Annotated in this window: 29 protein-coding genes and 4 tRNA genes; 7 read left to right on the forward strand and 26 right to left on the reverse strand. The window is 39.8% G+C overall.

Features of this window, described 5'->3' with window-relative positions; translation table 11 throughout:
• Positions 1–60: 60 nt before the first annotated feature.
• The 17 genes from EKM81_RS09970 to EKM81_RS10045 form a co-directional block, all read right to left on the reverse strand.
• Complete coding sequence (locus tag EKM81_RS09970) at positions 61–354, reverse strand: hypothetical protein (RefSeq protein ID WP_125651278.1); 294 nt, start codon at positions 352–354, stop codon at positions 61–63.
• Positions 344–760 (reverse strand): DUF1642 domain-containing protein, encoded by a 417-nt coding sequence (locus tag EKM81_RS09975; RefSeq protein ID WP_379880286.1) that lies wholly within the window; start codon positions 758–760, stop codon positions 344–346. Before EKM81_RS09975 ends, EKM81_RS09970 begins: the two co-directional genes overlap by 11 nt.
• Before the next feature lie 71 nt (positions 761–831).
• Positions 832–1,428 (reverse strand): DUF1642 domain-containing protein, encoded by a 597-nt coding sequence (locus EKM81_RS09980; RefSeq protein ID WP_125651281.1) that lies wholly within the window; start codon positions 1,426–1,428, stop codon positions 832–834.
• The gene (locus EKM81_RS09985; protein ID WP_125651283.1) at positions 1,425–1,760 is read right to left on the reverse strand and encodes a YopX family protein; all 336 of its coding nucleotides are present in this window, start codon (positions 1,758–1,760) and stop codon (positions 1,425–1,427) included. Before EKM81_RS09985 ends, EKM81_RS09980 begins: the two co-directional genes overlap by 4 nt.
• The gene (locus EKM81_RS09990) at positions 1,747–2,184 is read right to left on the reverse strand and encodes a hypothetical protein (RefSeq protein WP_125651285.1); all 438 of its coding nucleotides are present in this window, start codon (positions 2,182–2,184) and stop codon (positions 1,747–1,749) included. The genes EKM81_RS09985 and EKM81_RS09990 overlap by 14 nt, the downstream gene beginning before the upstream one ends.
• Before the next feature lie 3 nt (positions 2,185–2,187).
• Complete coding sequence (locus EKM81_RS09995; protein ID WP_125651287.1) at positions 2,188–2,484, reverse strand: YopX family protein; 297 nt, start codon at positions 2,482–2,484, stop codon at positions 2,188–2,190.
• A gap of 54 nt (positions 2,485–2,538) precedes the next feature.
• Positions 2,539–3,003: a DUF1064 domain-containing protein gene (locus EKM81_RS10000; protein WP_125651289.1), complete on the reverse strand. Its 465-nt coding sequence runs from the start codon at positions 3,001–3,003 to the stop codon at positions 2,539–2,541.
• Positions 3,000–3,263: an ASCH/PUA domain-containing protein gene (locus EKM81_RS10005; RefSeq protein WP_125651291.1), complete on the reverse strand. Its 264-nt coding sequence runs from the start codon at positions 3,261–3,263 to the stop codon at positions 3,000–3,002. The genes EKM81_RS10000 and EKM81_RS10005 overlap by 4 nt, the downstream gene beginning before the upstream one ends.
• Positions 3,264–3,276: 13 nt before the next feature.
• Positions 3,277–3,723 carry a single-stranded DNA-binding protein gene (gene ssb, locus EKM81_RS10010; protein WP_125651293.1) on the reverse strand — a complete coding sequence of 149 codons (447 nt, stop codon included), beginning with the start codon at positions 3,721–3,723 and terminating at the stop codon, positions 3,277–3,279.
• 4 nt (positions 3,724–3,727) lie between these two features.
• A complete protein-coding gene (locus EKM81_RS10015) occupies positions 3,728–4,549 on the reverse strand; it encodes an ATP-binding protein (protein ID WP_125651295.1) in 822 nt (273 codons plus the stop codon).
• Between the two features lie 11 nt (positions 4,550–4,560).
• Positions 4,561–5,307, reverse strand: coding sequence for a conserved phage C-terminal domain-containing protein (locus EKM81_RS10020; protein WP_225420242.1), 747 nt, complete (start codon positions 5,305–5,307; stop codon positions 4,561–4,563).
• A 15-nt stretch (positions 5,308–5,322) separates the two neighbouring features.
• Positions 5,323–6,162, reverse strand: coding sequence for a PD-(D/E)XK nuclease-like domain-containing protein (locus EKM81_RS10025; RefSeq protein ID WP_125651297.1), 840 nt, complete (start codon positions 6,160–6,162; stop codon positions 5,323–5,325).
• Complete coding sequence (locus EKM81_RS10030) at positions 6,110–7,003, reverse strand: RecT family recombinase (RefSeq protein WP_125651299.1); 894 nt, start codon at positions 7,001–7,003, stop codon at positions 6,110–6,112. The genes EKM81_RS10025 and EKM81_RS10030 overlap by 53 nt, the downstream gene beginning before the upstream one ends.
• A gap of 2 nt (positions 7,004–7,005) precedes the next feature.
• Positions 7,006–7,326, reverse strand: a complete 321-nt coding sequence (locus tag EKM81_RS10035; protein ID WP_125651301.1) for a hypothetical protein — start codon at positions 7,324–7,326, stop codon at positions 7,006–7,008.
• Positions 7,327–7,601: 275 nt separating this feature from the next.
• The gene (locus EKM81_RS10040) at positions 7,602–7,871 is read right to left on the reverse strand and encodes a hypothetical protein (RefSeq protein WP_125651303.1); all 270 of its coding nucleotides are present in this window, start codon (positions 7,869–7,871) and stop codon (positions 7,602–7,604) included.
• Positions 7,852–7,989, reverse strand: a complete 138-nt coding sequence (locus EKM81_RS11225; protein ID WP_164509293.1) for a hypothetical protein — start codon at positions 7,987–7,989, stop codon at positions 7,852–7,854. The genes EKM81_RS10040 and EKM81_RS11225 overlap by 20 nt, the downstream gene beginning before the upstream one ends.
• The gene (locus EKM81_RS10045) at positions 7,989–8,333 is read right to left on the reverse strand and encodes a DUF771 domain-containing protein (protein WP_125651305.1); all 345 of its coding nucleotides are present in this window, start codon (positions 8,331–8,333) and stop codon (positions 7,989–7,991) included. The genes EKM81_RS11225 and EKM81_RS10045 overlap by 1 nt, the downstream gene beginning before the upstream one ends.
• An 80-nt stretch (positions 8,334–8,413) precedes the next feature.
• On the opposite strand from EKM81_RS10045, the gene EKM81_RS10050 reads away from it, so the two are divergent.
• Entirely contained in the window at positions 8,414–8,764 is a 351-nt protein-coding gene (locus tag EKM81_RS10050; RefSeq protein ID WP_164509294.1) for a hypothetical protein, read from the forward strand.
• On the opposite strand, the gene EKM81_RS10055 is transcribed toward EKM81_RS10050, so the two are convergent.
• From EKM81_RS10055 to EKM81_RS10065, 3 genes are read right to left on the reverse strand one after another with little or no spacing between them, the layout of a single operon-like run.
• On the reverse strand, positions 8,761–8,991 hold the full coding sequence (locus tag EKM81_RS10055; protein WP_125651309.1) for a hypothetical protein: 231 nt from the start codon (positions 8,989–8,991) through the stop codon (positions 8,761–8,763). The genes EKM81_RS10050 and EKM81_RS10055 overlap by 4 nt on opposite strands.
• Positions 8,992–9,780: a phage antirepressor gene (locus tag EKM81_RS10060; RefSeq protein ID WP_125651311.1), complete on the reverse strand. Its 789-nt coding sequence runs from the start codon at positions 9,778–9,780 to the stop codon at positions 8,992–8,994.
• Between the two features lie 13 nt (positions 9,781–9,793).
• Complete coding sequence (locus EKM81_RS10065; protein WP_125651313.1) at positions 9,794–10,000, reverse strand: helix-turn-helix domain-containing protein; 207 nt, start codon at positions 9,998–10,000, stop codon at positions 9,794–9,796.
• Positions 10,001–10,076: 76 nt separating this feature from the next.
• Here EKM81_RS10065 and EKM81_RS10070 point away from each other — a divergent pair, with 76 nt between their 5' ends.
• The gene (locus EKM81_RS10070) at positions 10,077–10,565 is read left to right on the forward strand and encodes a hypothetical protein (protein ID WP_125651315.1); all 489 of its coding nucleotides are present in this window, start codon (positions 10,077–10,079) and stop codon (positions 10,563–10,565) included.
• Here EKM81_RS10070 and EKM81_RS10075 read toward each other — a convergent pair.
• Positions 10,543–10,764, reverse strand: coding sequence for a hypothetical protein (locus tag EKM81_RS10075; RefSeq protein ID WP_125651317.1), 222 nt, complete (start codon positions 10,762–10,764; stop codon positions 10,543–10,545). The genes EKM81_RS10070 and EKM81_RS10075 overlap by 23 nt on opposite strands.
• A gap of 258 nt (positions 10,765–11,022) precedes the next feature.
• Here EKM81_RS10075 and EKM81_RS10080 point away from each other — a divergent pair, with 258 nt between their 5' ends.
• The 4 genes from EKM81_RS10080 (at position 11,023) to EKM81_RS10095 (ending at position 13,551) form a co-directional block, all read left to right on the forward strand.
• Positions 11,023–11,382, forward strand: coding sequence for a helix-turn-helix domain-containing protein (locus tag EKM81_RS10080; protein ID WP_125651319.1), 360 nt, complete (start codon positions 11,023–11,025; stop codon positions 11,380–11,382).
• 11 nt (positions 11,383–11,393) lie between these two features.
• Positions 11,394–11,795, forward strand: coding sequence for an ImmA/IrrE family metallo-endopeptidase (locus tag EKM81_RS10085; protein ID WP_125651321.1), 402 nt, complete (start codon positions 11,394–11,396; stop codon positions 11,793–11,795).
• Positions 11,796–11,895: 100 nt separating this feature from the next.
• Entirely contained in the window at positions 11,896–12,531 is a 636-nt protein-coding gene (locus EKM81_RS10090) for a DUF5067 domain-containing protein (protein WP_125651323.1), read from the forward strand.
• 81 nt (positions 12,532–12,612) lie between these two features.
• Complete coding sequence (locus tag EKM81_RS10095) at positions 12,613–13,551, forward strand: DUF6414 family protein (protein ID WP_125651325.1); 939 nt, start codon at positions 12,613–12,615, stop codon at positions 13,549–13,551.
• On the opposite strand, the gene EKM81_RS11230 is transcribed toward EKM81_RS10095, so the two are convergent.
• Entirely contained in the window at positions 13,535–13,708 is a 174-nt protein-coding gene (locus EKM81_RS11230; RefSeq protein WP_164509295.1) for a hypothetical protein, read from the reverse strand. The genes EKM81_RS10095 and EKM81_RS11230 overlap by 17 nt on opposite strands.
• 218 nt (positions 13,709–13,926) lie before the next feature.
• Here EKM81_RS11230 and EKM81_RS10100 point away from each other — a divergent pair, with 218 nt between their 5' ends.
• On the forward strand, positions 13,927–15,078 hold the full coding sequence (locus EKM81_RS10100; RefSeq protein ID WP_125651327.1) for a site-specific integrase: 1,152 nt from the start codon (positions 13,927–13,929) through the stop codon (positions 15,076–15,078).
• A gap of 123 nt (positions 15,079–15,201) precedes the next feature.
• On the opposite strand, the gene EKM81_RS10105 is transcribed toward EKM81_RS10100, so the two are convergent.
• The 4 genes from EKM81_RS10105 to EKM81_RS10120 form a co-directional block, all read right to left on the reverse strand.
• Positions 15,202–15,289 (reverse strand) — tRNA-Ser (locus tag EKM81_RS10105).
• A gap of 4 nt (positions 15,290–15,293) precedes the next feature.
• Positions 15,294–15,367 (reverse strand) — tRNA-Ile (locus EKM81_RS10110).
• A gap of 9 nt (positions 15,368–15,376) precedes the next feature.
• Positions 15,377–15,447 (reverse strand) — tRNA-Gly (locus tag EKM81_RS10115).
• Between the two features lie 26 nt (positions 15,448–15,473).
• Positions 15,474–15,546, reverse strand: a tRNA-Phe gene (locus tag EKM81_RS10120).
• Positions 15,547–15,549 lie beyond the last annotated feature (3 nt).

Below are 15,549 nucleotides of genomic sequence, written 5' to 3' on the forward strand. Positions count from 1 at the left end.
ATTGTTAATGCACGAACGACATTATCTTTGAACTTAAACAATTGAGTTTGATCGGGCGTTCTAATCATTTCCATCGTCAGCAACCTCTTGGCCATGAATTAATGGTGAAAATGCCATGGCACCATAATCTATTCCGCCTTCATGATAAACAGTCGGCTCAAGTTTTCCAGATTCACCTAGCGTAAGCATGATCTTTGGCTTCATAGCCTTTACAATAAGGGCACGATCGTTTTTAGTTATTGGAACGTCAGGGGTGTTAGCAAGCCTAATGAAGCCATCGTGTTCATTCACCATCCATAACCGCTCGATATAATGTGTGTTCACATAATCACCACTTTCTAGCTTAATCAGCATCGTCAGTCACCTCTTCTTTCTCGCAGTCTTGCAAGCCGTAATATTCGATCTCTGCTTCGGTGAACTTGCCACGAAGTTTTTTATCCGAAGTCGTCCGCAAATCTGCATTCCAAGACTTGTAATACCAAACATCTTTGGTATGTGGCACCTTGACGTTGTATTTCTTCTCCTTTGCCACGGTGTAGCCGTTGACGTAGGCCTCCATCAGCAATTTCTCTTCATAGGAGTTTTCAGAAATATAACTTGCAGGATGTTCACGGTCATGTGCACATTTAACGATTTCGGCTTGTTCTTTGGTTAGAACTACTTTTTTAGGCTCCTCAATCAAAGTGACAACGTGGCCACCATATTTTTTAGCGTCATGCTCTGGTTCAGACGGCTCGTCGTAAAGCCTTGCGTAAGTCATCGTATTGTCAAAATAATCGCCATCATTGGCCAGCACGTTACAGTCGTCGTCTTCAATAATGTATAAGCTCATTATTTTACCTCTTCCCGTTCGCAATCTTGCAAACCAAACTTAGTAATTTCTTCATCAGCGAACCAATACAGCGGTTTATATTGGTCATACGATGTTTGGTATGATGTTACAGGACTTGGAACGATTGGTGTTTCAAGCTTAGCCATACGAGTTGATGTATCGCCACGTTTGTTATAAACAAATTTCTTGTTTGTACCAGGCACGTAAACTAAATTCGCTAGCTCTTTTTCAACCGTGTAACCGTTATTCCAAGCGTCCATTAACGTTTTAATGACGCCATCATCACTATTATTCCAAAACGCACGCGAGTTCTCATAAGTGGTGTTGTCATTAATAATTCGCATGATGTAAACATCAAATAATTTTTTGTATTTCTTGGCCCCCTCTAACTCATCAGCAACCTCTTTAGGTAACACTGGTTTTGCTGGTTTTGCTGTTGGCAATTCGTCAATGATAGCTGAACGGTTGGGCCATGCTTGGTTACCATAATCCCTATCAACAAATTTGATACAATATGGTTGTTCGTGGTCATTTCCATCAATTTGCACAACAGTACCTTTGGTATAAATCGTGTCGCCTACTTTATATTCTTTCATTTTTTATCCTCCAGTAATTCTGGGTTATCGTGAACATTGCCAATGACTTCCGCTTCGCCATTAAGGTTGTTAAACGAAATAAAACTGTGATTCATGCTTGCTGCTAATCCGAAAGAGCCATTTCGAAACTCAACTATATCAATCCAGTCACGATACACTTGCACAATATCGCCTTCATAGATTGGCTTACCGTTAATATCATCAAGGCCGGTAAATTGCTCAAGCTTAAAATCACTTGCATCTAATGCGTCCAAGGTCAACCCTTTCAATTCGTCATAGTCTCTAATTACCTTGCACTCGTTGTCCCATGCTCTGAATTTAATTGGTCTCATTCGAGGTCCTCCATAATTTCGATCGGTTGAAGTCATCCATAATTTCGATCGGTGGCATTGGACCGAATTTATCAACATATTCAACAAGCTTAGCATTGGCTTCACTGGCAATGTCATCCATTGTTATTGATTTGTCGTCCATCAACATTTTAGAAAGATCTTCTAGCTTTACCCTCATCAAATCTAAGGCTTTTGCTTTGGTATCACACATTAAGGCTGTCAAAAGGTTGAGTGGAATATTACATATGCTATAACCGGACGATAATTCGCTTACTGCTATGAATCTTCCTTTGTCCTCTGTCAATTCAAAAAACGCTGAACACTTTAAACCGTTAATGGCGCATGTCATTCCCACAACTTTTTTCCAGCCGTCTCCTGTCGCCACGTACAGCCATTTTTCTTGCGGATCAATTGATACTGTCATTGTCTATTCCTCCAGTAATTCAGGGTTTTGGTACTTATTGCCGATAATCTCACTCGAATCGCAAATCTCGTAAGCGTCGCATGCACAATTGCCATCAAACGCTGCTTCGAAGCTGCCATTGTCGAATCCAATCAGATATATTGTATCGTCGAAACCTCGCAATATATCACCTTCATATACTTCGTTGCCGATTGCATCGTACAGACCTGTAAAAAGAGTTACCTCTGTCTTGCTGCTAGAGCTGCCTTTGTAGTCATCATTTTCCCGACTTATTACCCAATCAGCCACTACCGGTTCCATCGTTCCTTCTGCTGGAAACCATTCACGCGCTTTTAATTTAATTAGGCAATCCTCCTAATAGTTAGTGGCTTCCAGCCAGCTGTAATTAAAATCTTTTTTGATTAATGGTTGTTTCTCGTTGAGCGGCTTAGTAACACACTGTGCAATTGTTTTAAAGTCGTTAGCTCTAACGACGACCGCCTCAACTGGAATGCCATACCTTGCCGCAAACAGCCTAAATCTGAGCTTTGCCGATGCATCGATGCCATAAACAGTCAAGCTATTTTTGACATCATAAACGTGCTTAATTTTGCCGCCATCATCGTAAATCACGAAGTCAGGCGTGTATCTTGCTGATCCAATCTTTGCTTGTTCGATTGGTGTTGTCGCGACCAGCTCATAAGCTGGATGAACGTCGAATTTATAACCTGAATCCTTAACAAACTTCGAGTAAAACAAGTATTCTTTTTGCGAGTCGAATTTATACCCATCAAAGCTGACTTTAATTCCTCTTTTGTTTAATGCCGTTGGTGCCTTCATTTTCTCAGTCCCATCACTACATAATTATCTTTCTGCGCATAATCAGTGATATAACCAACCGATCGAGTAACCTTGCGACCAGTATATTTGCCGTTATCCCATTCTTCTAAGATTAAGATGTCTCCGACCTTATAATTTCGGTCGTTCTTTCTGATTTCAAAGTTCTTGCCGTTGTGCAAAACGTCATCGAAGTATTGGGGCAATATCTTCAGCTCGTGAGTAGCAGCGCTTCTGCTTGGAAAAATTGATGGTCTAATCATCTTTCTTCGCCTCCTAGAATGGTAGATCATCATCGCCGATATCTACTGGCTCGTTGTTATCCACAAACGGATCATTAACAACCTGTTTGCTTGCTGATTGAGTGTTAGCCTGTGTGCTGCTTCCGGTCTCCTTTTCTTGCCCCTTTGATTCCAGCAGCGAGAACGTATCAACGATAACCTCAGTTACGTAAACGCGATTTCCTTGCTTGTTCTCGTAATTGCGTGTCTGAATTCTGCCCTCGACGCCAATCAATGACCCCTTATGCGTGAAATTTGCCAAATTTTCGGCCTGCTTACGCCAGATAACACATTCCACGAAGTCTGATTCGGTCTCGTCATTGACGCTCTTAAATCGACGTTTTACGGCCAAATTAAAGGTGCCCACTGCTGTGCCTGATTTTGTGTATCGCAAATCGACATCTTTTGTAAGTCTGCCAGTCAAAATTGCTCTATTGATCATGTTTTTAATCCTTTCTTAGGCGATAATCTAAAATATTCGACATTGTAAAGTCATTATTATTAAGGTGATTTAGTATCCGCGATAAGTTGCGGTCACCATAAGCACTTTGTATCCCCTGACTATCTAAATTAGTTGTGATAATCAAGTTCTTGTCTTCCCGCGCTCGTAATAGCTCAGCTAATAAGTCTGCGTTGTTGGGCGTATCTCGCTCAGCTCCAATGTCATCTATAACAACTAGGTCGGCCTTTTTGGCTTGACTGACCACGTTTGTCACTTGGTCGCCCACATCCGTTTTGTGGTAGCCGATAACCGTCTGCTTGGTGTATTCCTGGAAATCAATAAAAATCGCTTTGTACTCGTATTTTTTAAGCATTAGACATTGCCATAAGATACCGCTGGCCAAATGTGTCTTACCAACACCCGTTGGACCTGTCAGCATGACGTGCTGTGGGCTTTTGCTTATCAGCAATTCCGATACTGATCTTGCAAATTCTCGCGCTTTATTTTGGGCCTCAGTTTTGACCTCATAGTTTTTGAGCCTTGCTGTTTGCGGCAAATTAGTCGCCATAACTGAGTAATTGCCAAAATAAGCAATGGCCGTGCGCTTGTGCGACTGAAATTCTAGGTCTGCTTGAGTTGGTTGGTGTTTCTCACCTGCCGGTAAAGGCATCTTATATCCGCATGCGGGGCAAGCACCTGGTATTGGTGTGCCATCTTCATGTCGCCGTTTAGGTCTTAACATCATTGCACCGCACTCAGGGCAATCACCGGCTGACTCAAATATCTGAGCCATAATCTTGTAAATACCTGCGCCAAATGATTCCATGAGTCTCCTTTCTACCAACCAAGATTGCTATACTGATCATTGTTTTGAGTAAAGTTTTGACGTTGCTTTGGCTTGACTGGCTTCTGATTCAAGTAGCTCTCGAACCTAGTGCCAAATAATGTTATTGGCCTCAAGTACTGCTCCATATCAGTTCCCTTCCATTCTGCAACCTTGTTATCGATAACCTTTTTAAAGTCGTCTAACTTAAAGCCGTCTTTTTCTCTCGCTCTAATCAATGTCTGAGTATTCTTGCCTGATGATTTGTATTTAGTCCCAGCTTTCTGATTGAGATAATCAATCACGGGACTATATATAGTACTTTTCTTTTCATTCTCTTCATTCTTATCATTCTTGTTTGTAGACAAGTGATTGACAGGTGATTGACCAACGCTTGACAAGTGCTTGACACTCTCTTGGTACTCACCCCAGTTAGACACTGATATGACGCTGTATTTCGTGGTTGATTTGATTGTCAACATTTGCTCTTTTTCAAATCTCTTAAGCCATCTCCATAGCGTTCGGCCTGCAATCGCTTTGTCACGCTTGACACCTTGGTTGAACTCAAAGCCCAGTGTATTAACCCCTGTGACGAATTGACCCTGTGACACGCTCACTTCTTCGCCGTTGAACAAAAATTTGTTTTGACTGTGGTTTGCCTTCATCAAAACTAACAACCATAACTTGAGTTGATCGGAGTTAGTCCAGACAAAGGACTTCATTATTTTTCGATAGAGTTTAATCCATCCCTCGTCTGCCAAATTAAATCCTCCCTATCAGCTAATTAGCAAAGTTTGCATATCAACGACACCAGTTAGTTTTTTAGTGGCCCGGCAATAATCACAGTGTCCGCAGTGTGTTGGTACTGCCTCACCGTTTTTGACAGCTTGGATATGGCCCTGCATTTCTTTGACCTGCTCTAACCAAAAATCTAAGATTGGTTGCTCAATACTAATAATTGCCTTATCCGGTGGGTCTTGCTTAGTGACTGCAACAATTAGTGGTGTAGCCTCAGCCCCATATTGTTGCCGGATTAATTCTTGATAGACCGCCATTTGAATTGGGTAATCGTAAGCTTCGATAAACGTGCCATATCGTGATTGGTCCGATAGCCAATATTTCTTGTGTAAGTCCTGAGTGGTCTTAAGGTCAGCAAAATATTTGTGATTATCCGGAAAGCAATCAAGTTTTCCCATCCAGTTGATACCATCGATTTGGCCTTTAACGATAACTTCCTTTTGACCTTGATAAAGGTTGACGAACGTTTCGTCATCAGCCAGCGATTTAATCATTGCATCTCCGACTTGATAATCCTTCTTGGGCTTTCCTTTGTTTTTGCCCGCTTGGGCAAGAATCTCTGTCCCATGCTCATTTAAAAAGTCTTGATGAGCTTCTTTGCTTTCGAAGTAGCTGTGCAAGTAATTACCGACTAATAGTGGTGTTTGGTCACGTTCTGGTTGCCATTCACCTTTTAATTCTGCCAACGCGGCCGCTTCACACTTCATGAAATTCTTGAATATTGAAACTGACTGATACTGCCAGTTGGCCTCATTTGAGTAATAATTACTGCTGGTCAGTTTGATTTTCGAATAGGTTTTCTGGGTCTTTTCCGTCATCTTTTTCAATCTCCTTGTCCAAATTTGCTGGATTTAATTCGTCATCAGAAGCGTTCGTTGTTTCTTCTGGAATTTCATCATTTTCAATCAGATCATCAAGCATTTCTTTATTGGGCGTGACATCTTTAGGCTTACTGTTATCGAATTCTTGTTCAGTGGTGCGGTTGACCGATTCGATGATCATGTCATTGTCATCACTAGTATTAATAACCATCTTGGCGGCACGGCTTAAAACAGTTCGCTTAGCCATTTCTTGCGGAAATTCGGCTTTTGGCCCGCCTGAGCGCATTTTGCTCTTACTCCAACTCTGATCAATTTCTTTTTTGGTCATGATTGTATATTCGATATGGCCGTCCTCAAATTCGATTCCAGCAAAAGCACCGACAATTGGCTTGTCTTGATTCTCAAATTTATGCTCAAATTTAGTTACTGTGGTGCGGAAATGGTCATCCATCCCCGTCTCAAAAACATCGTCTTGATAAATGACATTGGCAAACGGCTCACCCTTGATTTGTTTTTGCCGCTTAACAATTGCCACAGACCCGAAATACGACCGCGACCAAGCCAACTGCTTACCGTACTGGATAAAATAGCCTTGATTCTTTGCTGGTGACAGTCCCTGAATAACCATGTCCTGCAAAGCTCTTACTAGTGACACCTTGGTAATTTGGTTTTTAGCAACCTTGTCTAACATCGATAAGCCCTTAGAACGGTCGGATAAGATGAGGTAAGCCGCATTAAGCGCGTTGCCTGCCGAATAGTTCTTTGGCAGCACCAAGCCGTTGTTAACTTTCATTTCGTCGATTGTTGACGATACATAATCAATTATTTCGTTTGCCATTATTAATCCTCCTGATTTTCGTGTAGCTCTTTACATACATACAGCCTAAAAAATTCTACGTCTGAGGCGTCTTTATCTTTTTTGATGAACCAGCCCTCCAGTATGTCATCTATTACTGATGAGGTGTCTAATTCGCAATAACGCTCGATAAACGCTGGCTTGTCATAGTCATACTCAGTTGTGTCTAGCCAGTCGAGAATTTCGTCTGGATCATCTCGTACCAAAATTGAATATTTATTGCCATATTCGTGAATAGCCCAATACTTTTGACCCGGATAAATCGTTTGCTCATCCCAATCAATCGGCAAATCATCTTGTTCCATTGCTAATACCTCCGAATCTGAGCTATAATCAAATTGCTTATATTTGAAAAGCTCTCTACTTTGGTCTTATCTGGTTGCCGCCGGATAAGACTATTTTTGTTGTCCATAAACACTCAACCGCCGCCTTTCTTCCTCAATCATTTCTTTGATCTCAGATACTGATAGGCAAACTCCCTTATAAACGTCCTCTCGATTTTTGATTCCGTCTGACTTTGAGAAATTCCAGATCCGGTTGTAAACGTCTTGCAATGTGTTCAAGCGTTCTAATGATTGCGTCATAGGCGGTCATCTCGATTGACCATAAAAGCCATAACACTTACCGAGCCATATGATTCATCTGATATGATTCCGTCAGTTCTAAAGTAATCACCGACAATATCAGACTTTGTGTGAATTCGCCGAACATCTTCGTTTACCAAATCAGCAATCGGCTTTACAAATTCTTTAGCTTCGGTTTCTGTTTCACAATCAGCAAGATATAACTCAACGTCAGCACCTTGGCGCATTAACTTGATTACCTCTTCTTCAATTTTGGTTAGCTTCATTGGTTTCATCTCCTAACTCAAACATCATATGAGCGGCCTTTTTGAGTGATTTCGTCTTGATTGCGTCATAGATATAAAGACCGCCGAAAACTACAACCATAAAAACCAAAACATCCATTACCGCACCTTCTGCTTTTCTAGATTTGACGAAATTTCCGGGAAATAATCTCGCATGAACCTTGCAAAACTTGTTGGCTCAAAAAGATAACTGCCACCTGTATCCGCATAGATGACCACGTTGTTGCGCAAGATTTTTTCGAACCGTGGAACTTTTAAAACGTGATCAGTGAACCAAGTTGGTGCCCGCTTATATCGTTCAACCACATCAGCTGTCGTCCACCAACCGTCCATATCTGCTTTGCGTTCAAGCTCTTCTCGACGCTTAGTTTCGATGATTTCGAAACCTTCTGGCAGTGAAACTGCTAAGTCGCTGATTGTGACGTGTATCTTGTTTAGTGGCATTTAGATCACTCCTTTTTGTTATTTAACTTGTCACCCCTTAATGAGATAATCATCTTGAAAGGTGGTGATTAGCAATGATAATGGATCCGTTAGATAACGCTGAAATTTTGGCAAAGCTAATTGATGAAAATGCCAAAACAATTAGATATAACGTTATTTCAAACAGAAAAAATATTAGTGAAGAAAACAAAGGTATATTTAATTTCCTTAAAGTAATCATTGAAGCTGGCGAAATTCTATATACTGATCAGCAACTGAATGATGACTATGCACTTGACCGATTAATGAAACGTACTCAAAGCCTAATTCACGCCAATGAAAAAAAGTTGAGTTACGAAACAATAGCCGAGAGATGTATCTTAGTTGATGACGTATATCAGGAATTTATTTCTCACTCACCATATAAAATAGAAACAAATATCACGTTTTAGTTATTTTTCAAGGGAAGCTGCAACGCTTCTTTTTTTAGTTGAATCATCGCTTCAATAACAAGCCCAGTTCCAACGTTAGTAACAGGTGTGTCAGGTTCTTTGCGTAGTGCAGCCCTTTTTCTGTCTAGATAATCAATCGCTTCTTGATATGTGTTTGCATTTTTAAGTGCGTCTTCAACGAAATAATCTATTATTTTCTTTGTTAGTTGAGTTATTTCTTCGTTCATTTACTCAGCCTCCTGAATATCTAAATCCTGTTCAATGAGCGGTAGGTAGTTATTAAGTTTCAATAATTCATACAAGCCTAGCCGCCCTTTTTGTGTCCACTTGGTGTTGAGAACAGCTTTCTCAGTGCCATCTTTGCGTTTGACCATCGTTGTTTCAGACTGTGTCCAGCCAGTTGTTTGATACTTTGAGTAAAGAAGCCAAGTCTTACCTTGTTTGTATTGAACTCCTAAACGGTGCAGCAAGATATTCATTGCAGTACCACTCATGCCATAGTCCTTAGCAATTACCGAAATGGCAACCAAGGCCTTGTTAGATAAAATTCGGTCGTAATATGTTGCTTTGGGCTTTAATTCTTGAACCTGCTGTTCTGCAATCAAGCGACCTGTCCGTTCTACCTTGAGTTGTGTGGCCAAACCAATGATGAAATCTGGATCAGAAATAGTTTTCTCGATCACTTCTGATGTCATATAAGCACCGTGATGCTGAATTGTTGGTAAAACTTCTTCGTAAACCCAATCTTGAAATGGTTCTGCGCTAGGCAATTTACTCTGACCAGCCAATTGATAAATACCTGGTTCAGAGATTAGGATAACCTCCCGCTTCTGACCTGACAGAACGATTCGTTCAGTCAGCTTATATTTAGGCTTAACATGATCTCTTAACGCTTTTTGTGGGTTGGAATATCCAATTGCAGTTGCCACGTCATTGCCAACAAAAAATGGTTTGTCGTCAACTAATACTGTTCGAACACTATTACCTTCAAAAACAAAATTCTGTAATTCGTTCATTTAACTGTCCTCCTTATTCCAAATTCAATACCTTGTAAATTTTCTTACGGATAGCAACAGATTTTGGCGTTGTGTCACCTCTGATAGCTCGATTAAGCTGTTGCTGACCCTCGCCAATCAATTCAGCAAGTTCAACTTGAGTCATGTCACGATTGATAAGCGCCATCTTAATATCCTTTTTAATCTGCTCTGCAGCATGAATCAGTTTTTCTTCTGGCATTTGATCACTTCCTTATCTGCTATTTTTATTTGCTCACCACTTTGCTACAATTGAATTCAGGAAAGAGGTGAAATAAATGGAATTTGATGAAGCACAAGCGTTTGATTACTCTGTTTTCTGTGTCAATGAAATTATTGAATATCGAAAACTCGAAATGAAACCCTTCAAAACTGTTTGGCAAACATCGCTTGGCATAGCTGAAGGTAGCACCGTGAAATATTCAGATAGTAAATATCCTGTTTTAGTGCTAAACACTGATAATGAATATTACGGAAGATACATTTCGAGTCTACAAGAAGATACTGATGTGTTTGCTTTAGTTAGACACGCCGTATACGATTACTTCTCAAAAGGAATATTCAGTGAGCGACTAAAGGTAGTGGAACAGCCGAACTTACTACTCGATAAATTGCTCGAACTGTCACGAGTTGAAATTACGGAAAATATCAGAGTTCCAGAATACTCAACTATGTGGAATTTCAAGTCTTTACAAAATCAATTAGAACTTGATTTTATTGACAAGATTGAAATCATGAACCCCATTAGTTTAGTTTCACAAAATTAGATTCATACTTCAGTAAATCATAAGCATATTGGAGGCTTGCGTACGCTTGATCGTATGTGATGCCTTCTTTTTCTTGTTTCATGAGATTAACAATTTTCTTGCCGACTGAAACGACCTGATCACCAAAAAGATCACCTGGTAAATTCTCTCTTTTATACTTTCGCAAGTATTCGCTTTTCAATGTTTCGTCATTATTCATCCTTTCATCTCTCCTTTCTTGTTATTTATTAATCAAGTTATTGACAAGTTTACAGATCAGCTATAAACTTAAGCCATGATAAATAAACAAGTATATCCCTTTATCCCAACGTCTCTCGCCAAAGTTTCGTTTTTAAAAGGCTTGTTTTTTATTGCTTTATTACTTGATGAGTTAATAATAACAGCTGAACTGTAAAAATGCAACAAATTTTATAGCTAAACTGTAAAATTAACTTGTCGTATCGAAAGGAATGTTGATATGACGCTGTTTGATAATATAAAAAAAGTTGCAAAAGAACGCGGGTTGAGTTTACAGTCTGTCGCTGTAAAAGCAGGATTAAGTAAAAATGTAATTTATCAATATAATAAAGGTGTTAATCCTTCGTTAGAAACATTAGCTAATATCGCCAACGTCCTTGGTGTAACGGTTGATTACCTACTAGGTAAAAACGACACCCCAGAATGGGCAAATGACCAAGATACGCATGACTTAAAAGAGTTCCTGGAAAGCAATGCAGACAGTATGACTTACGGCGGTGACGATCTCACTCAAGAAGAAAAAGAAAAATTGAAAATTGCTATGACGCAGATTTTTTGGAATCGTCATAAGCACGACTAGGCGGCGATTATTTGGATAGAATTAAAGAAGCCATTGAAGCCGTTGTTAGTCGCTATCACACAGCAAACCCTTTTCTTATCGCTGAACGTCTGAACATCGAAGTCGACTGGGCCGAGCTAGGTCATATGCCACTCGGCAAAACGATCCACGATGGTGAAATGCCGATTGTCATGCTCAACAACTCTTTGCGTTATTCACCACAACGTTACTTTGTAATGGCACACGAACTCGGTCATGTCATTTTGCATGAGGGACTGAACAGCTACTATACTGGTCTCTCTACGGGCCATGACAAGCTAGAAAACGAGGCCAACGAGTTTGGCGTCGGTCTAATGGGACTGCTCTATGTCGAAGACAACGATCGATTACCAGAAACAGTCGACGAGATTCAGCGTGAGTACGGAATTTATTAGGGCATAAAAAAAGACCCACCCTGTCATCAGCAAGGTGAGTCTGTGGTAAATATGTGAACAAATATATTTTATCAGAATATCTGATTTGGAGGAATGGGTAATGAAGAAAAGTATTATTTTAGCAATAATGTTAGGTTTATCGCTAACTTTAGCAGCATGTGGTAATTCCAGTGATGATTCTGCTAAGAAGTCAAGCGAACCAAAGGTCGAAAAAGCATCTAAAGTCGACAGCAAGAAAGAGTCAGAAAAATCTAGCAAAGCAAAGGCAGAATCTAGCAAAAAAGCGGCTGCGTCATCAAAGGGCATTCCCACTACTGATGATAAAGACTGGTTTTTCCAAGACCCAGTTTTCTATGCTGGTATGGAAACGATGACACTTACTAAGTCCGAAGTGCGTGATGGTGCTGAAGATAATACAAAAGTTTTAGTTATTTACAACACAATTCATAACAATTCCGCTAAAGAACAGGATCCATCAAATTTCTACATGGTCATTCACGCTAAGCAGAAAACTGATACTTCTAACGTCGATTTAGATCCAGGCGTTCTAGGCCTTGACGCCAACGGCAACGATCCACTACAAACCCAGGAAGACAACTTAAACAACAGCTTACTGCCTGGTAAAACGGTTGAAACAGTGATGATGTTTAAACTCGTAAACTCGACTCCTGTTACTGTCGAATTCTCAAACGAAGACTTTACCACGATTGGCACAAAAACATATTCAGTTCAGTAATTTTCGTTTTATCTCTACAGATTGATTCATCCCCCGCTCTGGTGGCGGGTATTATCAAATATTGTAAAGGAGGAAATAATCGTGGCACTAAAAGAGTATCTATACCTTGATACCAAATATTTGAATTCAAGCCTAGCACAACTCGGCGAAGGTTTAATGACTTCGCAACATAGCAGCAATACCAAAACAGATGAAAGCTCAGATTTAGCCGGTACTAACATCTCAGGAGGCGTGGGGAACTTCTTGAAACTTGGCTTTGACTTACACAAAAGCGCAACAGAGAGTGCAAGCAATAGATTAAGCGAATCAACTCAAGAAGTAATTGACAGTGTATTAGATGATCATGCTATTCAAATCCTTCAGGACCATTTGGCAGATGAAATTGTACAAAATCAACAAAATGCAAAAGATGGCGATTTTGTTAAGATTTCCTCTCGATTTAAAATATATGATTTTAACTTTCTTTCCAACCTGCTTGCACCTGATAATTTAGACCTAATCAAAAAGCAAGATGAATCAGAAAAAGAAATTCGTTCATTAAAGGCAAATATTGAAAGATTTAAACAAGCAAAAAAGTCAGCCGGTAATAATCAAAAAGAGTATTCTCAAAAAATTGGACAGTTAACCTCCCAGTTAAACACGTTGATAGCGAAACAGGATAATTCAGGATGGGATAACTTTGCGTTAGTCAAAGACGTAGCGACCTTTTTCAATGAAATATTTCCAGATAGTATAATTATTAAAATGGACAATGCGCTTATTTACTGTGACCGTACATTCTTCAGAGAAAATGCTGCTCAACTATCAATGCTTGCAACGAGCACTCGGCAAATGACCATATTTGGTAGCGTAATGTCTGTAACAAAAAAGCGAGATAATTCAGAACCATTTAGAGAATTCGAGGCCAATGAATTAAATAAGCTCCCTGCACTACTATCTACCATCATGCTTTCAAACTTTGAAATGCTCGATGATGACATAACTCTCTTGGTTAGACCATTGGCTATTTCTTTGGACTAGAGGAATTCCAAAAATCAGCCTTATTTTTCAGGAATTGCTTAGATTCATCAAACTTAGATTGTTTTAATTGAATTGTGTAATGTGCTGCTGTGATTTTTTTTGTAGTGTTGTCAAACTTTTTATTCAGTTCTTCAAACTCTTTCTTATCAAAAATCAACAATATCACCACCAACCTTATATTGACTTGATTATATCATATTGGTAATTGATTAAGTTGCGTACACCTTCAAAATTGAATTGAACTCTATTACGGAACAATAAAAAAAGACGCATCCCCCACCGACCAAAGTTGGGATACGTCAACCACGAAAAAAACTATACATAAGGTATAGGCTCTTTCTATACCCAATTTTACCATAAATGGAGGTCATTAGCATGGCAAGTGTGACAAAACGTGGCGACAAGTGGCAGTATCGTGTTAGCTACATTGATAAAGATGGAAAACGCAAATACGTAAACAAATCGGGATTTAGAACCAAGCGGTTAGCTGAGAATGCTGGTCGAGAAGTCGAAATTAAATACGCTCACGGTGCCGAACTGGATAAAACAAATATCACCCTTATGAATTACTGGGATAAATGGATTAGTCTGTATAAAGCGGGTAAACACACAGAAATAACTGAACGTCGTTACAAAACAATTCGTGGACAACTGCAATCTTATTTTGGAATTATGCGTGAACTTAACTCAATCAGTAAAAGTGATTGGCAGGAATTTATTAATTATTTTTGTGCTGGGAAAGATCGTGAACCCGTTAAACCACGCTCTAAGGATACAGTTAGCAAATTGAACGGCTATGTAAGAAGTATGGTTAACAATGCAATTGATGACCAAATTGTATATTCAAACTTTACTAACAATGTTTATATTCCTGAAGACGAAGAAGCTGACAAAATTAAATATCTCGAATTAGATGATTTCAAAAATCTCATTCAACACACTACTGAATTTGCGGATTACTCGGAACATTTTCCATATTATTTAATTGCCACAGGCGCATTAACTGGCGCACGCTACTCGGAAATATTAGGGCTTACCTGGTCAGATATCGACTTCGACAATAAACAGATCAATATAAATAAAACTTGGGATTACCGTTTTAGAACTGGCTTTGCCAAGACAAAGAATAAAGCAAGTGTCAGAACTATTGATTTATCCGATAATCTTTTATTACTACTGCGACGCTTAAAGAAGCAGCAAGCTGAAGCATATGTGTATCAAGGCTACCGTGATACAAAAAAACTAGTCTTTAGAAATATTCGCCACGAACTAATTTCCAATGGATCCATTAATAGCAGTTTGCGTATTCTCGAAAAGGAATTGGATATTAAACAGCCTATCACCTTTCACGGGCTCCGCCACACCCATGTTTCTTTCTTGATTTACAAAGGCGTTAATATCAATTATATCTCTCGGCGGTTAGGCCACAGTAATGTTACGATTACTCAGACTGTGTACAGTCATTTATTTAAGACGCTAGAAAAAGAGCAGGCAAAGGCTACCACTGACGCATTGTCTAGTCTATAAAAGTGTGCAACTATTGTGCAACTAATTTTAAAGACCAACCAAAATGAAACAAAACAAAAACGGTTAAAACATTGATTTAACAATATCTTAACCGTTCAATCGAAACCGATAAAGCTATATTTACGGAGAAGGAGAGATTCGAACTCTCGCGCCAGTTACCCGACCTACACCCTTAGCAGGGGCGCCTCTTCAGCCACTTGAGTACTTCTCCAAAATGGGCCTAAATGGACTTGAACCATCGACCTCACGCTTATCAGGCGTGCGCTCTAACCAGCTGAGCTATAGGCCCATGTGTGAAAGCGGGTGACGAGAATCGGACTCGCGACTACAGCTTGGAAGGCTGTCGTTTTACCACTAAACTACACCCGCATCATACACATGAATTTTCAAAAGCATGGCGCGGGACGGAATCGAACCGCCGACACATGGAGCTTCAATCCATTGCTCTACCAACTGAGCTACCGAGCCATT

The sequence above is a fragment of the Lapidilactobacillus gannanensis genome (assembly GCF_003946675.1).
GTDB classification, from domain to species: domain Bacteria; phylum Bacillota; class Bacilli; order Lactobacillales; family Lactobacillaceae; genus Lapidilactobacillus; species Lapidilactobacillus gannanensis.

Bases quoted from the DNA above. Each gene is read 5' to 3' on its own strand.
- EKM81_RS09970 (WP_125651278.1), bottom strand. From the start codon at position 354: ATGCTGATTAAGCTAGAAAGTGGTGATTATGTGAACACACATTATATC.
- EKM81_RS09975 (WP_379880286.1), bottom strand. From the start codon at position 760: ATGACTTACGCAAGGCTTTACGACGAGCCGTCTGAACCAGAGCATGAC.
- EKM81_RS09980 (WP_125651281.1), bottom strand. From the start codon at position 1,428: ATGAAAGAATATAAAGTAGGCGACACGATTTATACCAAAGGTACTGTT.
- EKM81_RS09985 (WP_125651283.1), bottom strand. From the start codon at position 1,760: ATGAGACCAATTAAATTCAGAGCATGGGACAACGAGTGCAAGGTAATT.
- EKM81_RS09990 (WP_125651285.1), bottom strand. From the start codon at position 2,184: ATGACAGTATCAATTGATCCGCAAGAAAAATGGCTGTACGTGGCGACA.
- EKM81_RS09995 (WP_125651287.1), bottom strand. From the start codon at position 2,484: ATGGAACCGGTAGTGGCTGATTGGGTAATAAGTCGGGAAAATGATGAC.
- EKM81_RS10000 (WP_125651289.1), bottom strand. From the start codon at position 3,003: ATGAAGGCACCAACGGCATTAAACAAAAGAGGAATTAAAGTCAGCTTT.
- EKM81_RS10005 (WP_125651291.1), bottom strand. From the start codon at position 3,263: ATGATTAGACCATCAATTTTTCCAAGCAGAAGCGCTGCTACTCACGAG.
- ssb (WP_125651293.1), bottom strand. From the start codon at position 3,723: ATGATCAATAGAGCAATTTTGACTGGCAGACTTACAAAAGATGTCGAT.
- EKM81_RS10015 (WP_125651295.1), bottom strand. From the start codon at position 4,549: ATGGAATCATTTGGCGCAGGTATTTACAAGATTATGGCTCAGATATTT.
- EKM81_RS10025 (WP_125651297.1), bottom strand. From the start codon at position 6,162: ATGACGGAAAAGACCCAGAAAACCTATTCGAAAATCAAACTGACCAGC.
- EKM81_RS10030 (WP_125651299.1), bottom strand. From the start codon at position 7,003: ATGGCAAACGAAATAATTGATTATGTATCGTCAACAATCGACGAAATG.
- EKM81_RS10035 (WP_125651301.1), bottom strand. From the start codon at position 7,326: ATGGAACAAGATGATTTGCCGATTGATTGGGATGAGCAAACGATTTAT.
- EKM81_RS10040 (WP_125651303.1), bottom strand. From the start codon at position 7,871: ATGAAGCTAACCAAAATTGAAGAAGAGGTAATCAAGTTAATGCGCCAA.
- EKM81_RS11225 (WP_164509293.1), bottom strand. From the start codon at position 7,989: ATGGATGTTTTGGTTTTTATGGTTGTAGTTTTCGGCGGTCTTTATATC.
- EKM81_RS10045 (WP_125651305.1), bottom strand. From the start codon at position 8,333: ATGCCACTAAACAAGATACACGTCACAATCAGCGACTTAGCAGTTTCA.
- EKM81_RS10050 (WP_164509294.1), top strand. From the start codon at position 8,414: ATGGATCCGTTAGATAACGCTGAAATTTTGGCAAAGCTAATTGATGAA.
- EKM81_RS10055 (WP_125651309.1), bottom strand. From the start codon at position 8,991: ATGAACGAAGAAATAACTCAACTAACAAAGAAAATAATAGATTATTTC.
- EKM81_RS10060 (WP_125651311.1), bottom strand. From the start codon at position 9,780: ATGAACGAATTACAGAATTTTGTTTTTGAAGGTAATAGTGTTCGAACA.
- EKM81_RS10065 (WP_125651313.1), bottom strand. From the start codon at position 10,000: ATGCCAGAAGAAAAACTGATTCATGCTGCAGAGCAGATTAAAAAGGAT.
- EKM81_RS10070 (WP_125651315.1), top strand. From the start codon at position 10,077: ATGGAATTTGATGAAGCACAAGCGTTTGATTACTCTGTTTTCTGTGTC.
- EKM81_RS10075 (WP_125651317.1), bottom strand. From the start codon at position 10,764: ATGAATAATGACGAAACATTGAAAAGCGAATACTTGCGAAAGTATAAA.
- EKM81_RS10080 (WP_125651319.1), top strand. From the start codon at position 11,023: ATGACGCTGTTTGATAATATAAAAAAAGTTGCAAAAGAACGCGGGTTG.
- EKM81_RS10090 (WP_125651323.1), top strand. From the start codon at position 11,896: ATGAAGAAAAGTATTATTTTAGCAATAATGTTAGGTTTATCGCTAACT.
- EKM81_RS10100 (WP_125651327.1), top strand. From the start codon at position 13,927: ATGGCAAGTGTGACAAAACGTGGCGACAAGTGGCAGTATCGTGTTAGC.